Source organism: Pseudomonas edaphica (assembly GCF_005863185.1).
Classification (GTDB): Bacteria; Pseudomonadota; Gammaproteobacteria; order Pseudomonadales; family Pseudomonadaceae; genus Aquipseudomonas; species Aquipseudomonas edaphica.
Genome location: NZ_VBVZ01000372.1, coordinates 1 through 6,256 on the forward strand (window position 1 = coordinate 1; position 6,256 = coordinate 6,256).

The following is a 6,256-nucleotide window of genomic DNA, read 5'->3' on the forward strand; positions in this document are numbered from 1 at the left end:
ATTCTAGACTGGCTCACCGCCATCGCAGGCAAGCCAGCTCCCACCTGGAACCTCAGTGTCCGGACAGAATCACTCCAGCATCTTGCCCAGCAACCAACTCCCCGCCGGCCCCGGTGGGTGGTGCCTTGACCAGAGCGCATCCACCGCCACCGAGCGCGGCCAACTGCGCGCCTTGAGTTCGACCAAGTGGTCGCCACCAAAACGCTCCACCAACCAACGCGGAATCGGTGCCCAGCCAAACCCCAGCTGTGCCATCTCCATCAACATCAAGTAACTGGGCGCTGACCAAACCCGCCCGCTGGGGCGGGTTTCAGTCGGGTTGATGATGCTGGCCAGGCGCAATTCGCGGTGTTGCTGCAAGGTCTGCGCCGGGATGTTCTTCAGCTTGGCCAGCGGGTGCGTGGGCGCCGCGAACAGGGCAATTTCGGTACGTTCTTCGACCGGCGCGCCGGTCAGGTCGGGCGGGTAAGTGTCTTGTTTTTCGATAAACGCAATCTGCGCCCGGCCGCTTTGCACCAGGGCGATCAGGTCTTCGCATTCGGCGATCAGGCATTCCAGCTCAAGGTCCGGGTGGCGCTGTTCAAAGGCCTTGAGGGCGATTTCAAAGCGGTCGGACTGGTAAGTATCGGACATGGCGATGGTCAGCTTGGGTTCCAAACCCTGTGACAACTGGCTCGCTGCCAACTCCAGGCGGCTGCTGGCCTCCAGCACCTGCTCGGCGCGTTGCAATAACACATGGCCGGCTGGCGTAAGCGTCGGCTTGCGGCTGCTGCGATCAAACAGCACCACATCCAGATCAATCTCCAGGCTCGCCACCGCCGCGCTGACGGTGGACTGGCTTTTACCCAGCTTGCGCGCCGCCGCCGAAAACGAGCCTTGGGTAGCCGCCTGCACAAACGCCTGCAGCACTTCATTGGAGGCCATGACTATCGCCTTTATCGATGGTTATTAGTTATGAAGTATCGAGTCAAAGGGTAATCATGGCAACCATCGTCACTCAAGGAGCCGGGTCATGAACCCTACCAAGTCGATTACTGAACGTGTTTGCCAGGCCATTGGTTTTGAAGGGCTGGCCTTATTGATCTGTACGCCGCTGCTGGTCTGGATCACCGGCCGGCCGGCCCTGGAAATGGGCGCGGTGACCCTGGGCATCAGCCTGTTGGCACTGAGCTGGAACGTCATTTTCAACAGCCTGTTCGACCGTCTCAAAGCCCGCCTGCAACTGACCAGCGGCGGCTGGACCCGCGTGGTGCATGCGCTGTTGTTCGAAGGCGGCCTGATCATCCTGGCGGTGCCATTAATTGCCGCGTTGATGAAGATCAGCCTGCTGGAAGCCTTCATCCTCGACATCGGCGTGCTGTTGTTCTTCCTGCCGTACACCTACGTGTACCACTGGGGTTATGACGTGCTGCGGGAAAAAATCGTACAGTCCCGTGTACCTAGCCAAGCTTGAGCGAAGCGACAAACTCCAGAAATGCCCGCACCTTGGCGGCGGGCAAGTGCCGCGACGGGTAATAGGCGTACAACGGGAAACGCTCGTCCGGCCAATCGGGGAACAGCTCCACCAGGCTGCCGGCCTGGATCGCCGAGTCCAGGCCGAGGTCGAGCATCTGCGCCACGGCATGCCCGTGTTCACACACGCTGTATAAGGTGCTGGCGTCGTTGACCACCAAGCGGCCGCTGGTGCGCACAATCACTTGCTCGCCGGGCCGGTGGAATTCCCAGGCAAACGGGCGACCGGTTTGCGAGTCGCGAAAATCCAGGCACATATGCCCGGTTTCCAGCTCTTGCGGGATCGCTGGTCGGCCGTATTGTTCAAGGTAAGTGGGAGAGGCCACGGTGAGCACGCGCACTTCCATCAGTTTGCGGGCGATCAGCGAGGAGGACTGTGGGATGCCGAAGCGAATGGCCAAGTCAAAGCCGTCGGCCACCAGGTCGCCGAGTTGGTCACGGGTGTGCAGGTCGAGTTGCAGTTGCGGGTATTGGCGCATGAAGTCGCCGAGTACAGGGCCAAGTACCAGCCGCGAAAAATACGGGTCGATGTTCACCCGCAAACGCCCGCGCACGGTGAGGGCGCTGTCGGCCGCCGAATGGGCGGCCTCCTCCAGCCCGGCCAACAGCGGGGCGATTTGCTGGTAGAAACGTCGCCCTTCGTCGGTCAATTGCACCGAGCGGGTGGTGCGGTCGAACAGGCGAATGCCGAGGCGTTTTTCCAGGCGGGAAATCGCCCGGCTGACCCCCGAAGGCGTCATCTCCAGGCTGTTGGCGGCGCGGGCAAAGCTGCCGCTGTCGACTACGGCGGCCAATACGCCCATGCCGCCGGCCAAGCCTGGATCAAAACTCATCGGTGATTGCCCGTCAGTGATCTGAAAGCATTGATGCTAGCGCAGAATGCTTACAGAAACATGCCGCCCGACGCTTCGATACGCTGCCCGGTGATCCAGTGGCTGCCATCGGCCAGCAGGCTCGAAATTGCACCGCCAATATCGTCCGGCAAACCGGCACGGCCCAGGGCGGTGTTGTCGGCCACCATCGCATTCACCTGTGGGTTATCGCGCACTGCGCCGCCGCTGAAGTCGGTGGCAATCGCGCCGGGTGCCAGGGTGTTGACGGTGATGCCACGCGGGCCGAGTTCTTTGGCCTGATAACGCGACAGCACTTCCACGGCGCCTTTCATCGACGCGTAGGCGGCGTAGCCCGGCAGGCTGAACCGCGCCAGGCCGCTGGAGATGTTGATGATGCGCCCGCCATCGCTGATCAGCGGCAGCAGTTTTTGGGTGAGGAAAAACGGCGCCTTGAAGTGAATGGCCACCAGTTTGTCGAACTGCTCTTCGGTGGTTTCGGCAAAGCTGGCGTGAGCGCCGATGCCCGCGTTGTTGATCAGGAAATTAAAATGTTGCTGGGCGAAAACGTCTTTGAGCACCGTAGCGATTTGCCCGACAAAAGCATCGAAGCTGCCGCTCTGGCTGACGTCCAGTTGCAGCATGGCGGCGCGGCCGCCCAGCGCTTCAACCTGTGCCACCACCGCTTGGGCCTCAGTGGCGGCGCTGTGGTAGGTGCCGATGATATCCACGCCTTGTGCGGCAAGGTGCAAAGCGGCGCTTTTGCCAAGGCCACGGCTGGCGCCGGTGATGAGTGCGATTTTACGAGTCATGCGGTAGTCCTCATGGGTGATCAGTGGGACTGAGTGTATTTGTCCGCCTATAACGTGATAAACAGGCTGATATCGGAATCACTGGCCGGATAAGGCGAACAATCCCATGAACAAACTTGAGCTGTTGCGCACCTTCGTGCGCGTCACCGAGCTGTCGAGTTTCACCCAGGCCGGCGAGAGCCTGGGCCTGCCACGCTCCACTGTGTCCGAGCATGTGCAGGCGCTGGAAGCATTGCTGGGTGCGCGCCTGTTGCAGCGCACCACGCGCACTGTGCAAGCCACCCAGGACGGCCGCGTGTTGTATGAGCGCAGCAAGGATTTGCTCGCGCACATGGAAGAGCTCGAAGGCCTGTTTCGCCAGGACGAAGCGCAATTGGCCGGGCGCATTCGGGTGGATATGCCCAACGCCATGGCGCGCGGCCTGGTGATGCCGCAGCTGCCCTCGTTCATGGCGCGCCACCCGTTGGTGGAGATGGAAATCAGCAGTTCGGATCGCCAGGTCGACGTGATTGCTGAAGGCTTTGATTGCGTGGTGCGCGTGGGCGCGCAACCCGATCAAAGCGTGGTTGCGCGCAAGGTGTGCAGCATGCCGATGGTCAACTGCGTAAGCCCCGCGTACCTGCAACGTTATGGCGTGCCCGAAACCATTGCCGATCTGGCGCAGCATCAACTGGTGCACTACGTGCGCCCGCTCGGTGCGCGCTCGGCCGGGTTTGAATACCTGCTGGGTAACAAGGTGCAGCGCGTGGCCATGGCCGGGCGCGTGACCGTCAGCAGCACCGATGCCTACCAGGCGGCGTGTCTTGGCGGCTTGGGGATTATCCAGGTGCCGCTGCTCGGCATTCGCGATTTATTGGCCAGTGGCGAGTTGGTTTCGGTGTTGCCGGACTACCTCGCACCGCCGCTGGACGTCTCCATGCTCTACGCCGGCCAGCGGCATTTGCCGTTGCGGGTGCGGGTGTTCATGGAGTGGCTGGCGGCTACCTTGCAGGCGCGTATTTAACGCCGAGCCGACAACTGTTGCGGTGCCAGGAAGGCGTCGTGGAAGTAATCGCGGAACGCTTGCATCGCCGGGGTAAACGCGCGCTCGCGGTGCCAGGCCAGGCCGACGCTCATGGGCGTGACGGGGTCGGTGACGGTCAGGGTTTCGATGCGCTTGCCCTCCAGTGACCATGGCCGATGCACCAGATCCGACAAAATCGCCACGCCGCTGCCATTGGCAACCATGCTGCGCACCGCCTCCACCGAACTGGTGCGCAGCCGCACGTTCGGCGTTTGCCCGGCCTGTTCCCAGTAGCGCATGGCACTGTGCTCGGCTTCGTCGACGGTCAGCAGGATGTAAGGCTCTTGTGCCACATCCGCCAGGCTCACGGCGCCGCGCTCGCACAGCGGGTGATGGCTGGGCAGCCACAGTCGGCGTTCGGAGTTGAACAGGATTTCCGAGACGATATCCGCGTGAGTCAGGTTGGCGGTGAGCACGACGGCCATGTCGAACTGGCCGTCGAGCAGGCCGTGTTCGATGGCCTGGCGTTCCTGCTCGAAGACGTCGATGGTCACGTCCGGGTGCCAGTGCTGCATGCGTTGCAGGTGATGCGGCAGGAAGTAACCCAACACCGTGTAGCTGGCCGCTATGCGCAATACGCCGCTGGCGCGGTAGTCGGGCAGTGGGCTGTTGAGGGCGTCGTCCACGCTGCGCACGATCACATAGGCGCGGTTGAGAAAGTGCCGCCCGGCGTCAGTGAGGTTCATGCCCTGGGCCGAACGCACGAACAGTTGCACGCCAAGCATCGCCTCCAGCTCCTTGATCGCGGTGGTCACCGCCGACTGGGAGATGTTCAGGTGAATGGCGGCCTGGGAAATCTGGCCGATTTCGGCGGTGGCGACGAAGTAGCGCACTTGGCGCAAGGTCAGGGACATGGCTTTCTCCGATCGTTCCCACGCTCTGCGTGGTAACGCCTCTTGTGACGCTTTGCGTCACGCTTTGGGACGCGGAGCGTCCTGGGCTGCATTCCCACGCAGAGCGTGGGAACGATGTTTGGGGAACGATTTTTGGGTCTCTGATCGTTCCCACGCTCTGCGTGGTAACGCCTCTTGTGACGCTCTGCGTCACGCTTTGGGACGCGGAGCGTCCTGGGCTGCATTCCCACGCGGAGCGTGGGAACGATCTTTGTGTATCTGATTTTCAGAAGATGGGCCATCTGATAATAGATCTTCCCAAGGGGTCAAGCCCCAGCCTACTTTCAGTCATCTTCTTTTGGCGGAGCGACCTCGATGCAGGCAGTGGATTTCAATTCGGACATGGGCGAAGGCTTCGGCCCCTGGACCATCGGCGATGGCGTCGACTTTGACCTGATGGCCTACATCAGCTCGGCCAATATCGCCACCGGCTTCCACGCCGGCGACCCCGGCACCATGCGCCGCACCGTCGAACGCGCCAAGCAACTGGGTGTGGGCATTGGCGCGCACCCGGGCTTTCGTGACCTGGTGGGGTTCGGCCGTCGGCACATCAACGCACCGGCCCAGGAACTGGTGGACGACATCCTCTACCAACTCGGCGCGCTGCGCGAAATAGCGCGTGCCCAAGGTTTGACATTGCAACATATCAAGCCCCACGGCGCGCTTTATATGCACCTGGCCCGCGACGAAGAAGCCGCTCGGCTGCTGGTGCAGAACCTGCAAATCATCGAGCCGACGCTGTTGCTGTATTGCATGCCCAACTCGGTGATCTGGCGCGTGGCCAAGGAACTGGGGCAACCGGTGGTGCGCGAGTTTTACGCCGACCGTGAGTACGATTTAAGCGGGTCCATTGTGTTTACCCGCAATGTGCGTGCACTGGACCCTGCAACCGTTGCGGCGCGCGTCCTGCGTGCTTGTCAGATGGGCCGGGTGCGAACCGTAGAAGGCGAAGACCTGTTGATCGAATTCGACTCCATCTGCCTGCACAGCGACACGCCCGGCGCGCTGGAACTGGTGGAAGCCACCCGCGAAGCCCTGGATCAGGCGGGAATTGTGGTGACCAACGAGCGCTCCGTGTTGAACGGGCATGTTGTTGGTTGAGTAGGCTTTCTGTGGCGAGCAGGCTTGCCCTGCGCTGGGCTGCGC

Annotated in this window: 7 protein-coding genes; 3 read left to right on the forward strand and 4 right to left on the reverse strand. The window is 61.9% G+C overall.

Going from position 1 to position 6,256, the window contains the following annotated elements; translation table 11 throughout:
- Window positions 1-69: 69 nt before the first annotated feature.
- Window positions 70-924, reverse strand: a complete 855-nt coding sequence (locus tag FEM54_RS21805) for a LysR family transcriptional regulator (protein ID WP_099550467.1) — start codon at window positions 922-924, stop codon at window positions 70-72.
- Between the two features lie 88 nt (window positions 925-1,012).
- On the opposite strand from FEM54_RS21805, the gene FEM54_RS21810 reads away from it, so the two are divergent.
- A complete protein-coding gene (locus FEM54_RS21810) occupies window positions 1,013-1,453 on the forward strand; it encodes a multidrug/biocide efflux PACE transporter (RefSeq protein ID WP_017137890.1) in 441 nt (146 codons plus the stop codon).
- On the opposite strand, the gene FEM54_RS21815 is transcribed toward FEM54_RS21810, so the two are convergent.
- Entirely contained in the window at window positions 1,440-2,345 is a 906-nt protein-coding gene (locus FEM54_RS21815; RefSeq protein WP_138452957.1) for a LysR family transcriptional regulator, read from the reverse strand. The genes FEM54_RS21810 and FEM54_RS21815 overlap by 14 nt on opposite strands.
- A gap of 50 nt (window positions 2,346-2,395) precedes the next feature.
- Window positions 2,396-3,154, reverse strand: a complete 759-nt coding sequence (locus tag FEM54_RS21820) for an SDR family NAD(P)-dependent oxidoreductase (protein ID WP_138452959.1) — start codon at window positions 3,152-3,154, stop codon at window positions 2,396-2,398.
- 106 nt (window positions 3,155-3,260) lie between these two features.
- On the opposite strand from FEM54_RS21820, the gene FEM54_RS21825 reads away from it, so the two are divergent.
- Window positions 3,261-4,157, forward strand: coding sequence for a LysR family transcriptional regulator (locus FEM54_RS21825; protein WP_017137887.1), 897 nt, complete (start codon window positions 3,261-3,263; stop codon window positions 4,155-4,157).
- Here FEM54_RS21825 and FEM54_RS21830 read toward each other — a convergent pair.
- The gene (locus tag FEM54_RS21830; RefSeq protein ID WP_138452961.1) at window positions 4,154-5,071 is read right to left on the reverse strand and encodes a LysR family transcriptional regulator; all 918 of its coding nucleotides are present in this window, start codon (window positions 5,069-5,071) and stop codon (window positions 4,154-4,156) included. The two genes, FEM54_RS21825 and FEM54_RS21830, sit on opposite strands and share 4 nt — an antisense overlap.
- Before the next feature lie 354 nt (window positions 5,072-5,425).
- Here FEM54_RS21830 and FEM54_RS21840 point away from each other — a divergent pair, with 354 nt between their 5' ends.
- Window positions 5,426-6,211, forward strand: a complete 786-nt coding sequence (locus tag FEM54_RS21840) for a 5-oxoprolinase subunit PxpA (protein WP_138452965.1) — start codon at window positions 5,426-5,428, stop codon at window positions 6,209-6,211.
- The last annotated feature ends 45 nt before the right edge of the window (window positions 6,212-6,256 follow it).

Bases quoted from the DNA above. Each gene is read 5' to 3' on its own strand.
- FEM54_RS21810 (WP_017137890.1), top strand. From the start codon at position 1,013: ATGAACCCTACCAAGTCGATTACTGAACGTGTTTGCCAGGCCATTGGT.
- FEM54_RS21830 (WP_138452961.1), bottom strand. From the start codon at position 5,071: ATGTCCCTGACCTTGCGCCAAGTGCGCTACTTCGTCGCCACCGCCGAA.
- FEM54_RS21840 (WP_138452965.1), top strand. From the start codon at position 5,426: ATGCAGGCAGTGGATTTCAATTCGGACATGGGCGAAGGCTTCGGCCCC.
- FEM54_RS21825 (WP_017137887.1), top strand. From the start codon at position 3,261: ATGAACAAACTTGAGCTGTTGCGCACCTTCGTGCGCGTCACCGAGCTG.
- FEM54_RS21805 (WP_099550467.1), bottom strand. From the start codon at position 924: ATGGCCTCCAATGAAGTGCTGCAGGCGTTTGTGCAGGCGGCTACCCAA.
- FEM54_RS21820 (WP_138452959.1), bottom strand. From the start codon at position 3,154: ATGACTCGTAAAATCGCACTCATCACCGGCGCCAGCCGTGGCCTTGGC.
- FEM54_RS21815 (WP_138452957.1), bottom strand. From the start codon at position 2,345: ATGAGTTTTGATCCAGGCTTGGCCGGCGGCATGGGCGTATTGGCCGCC.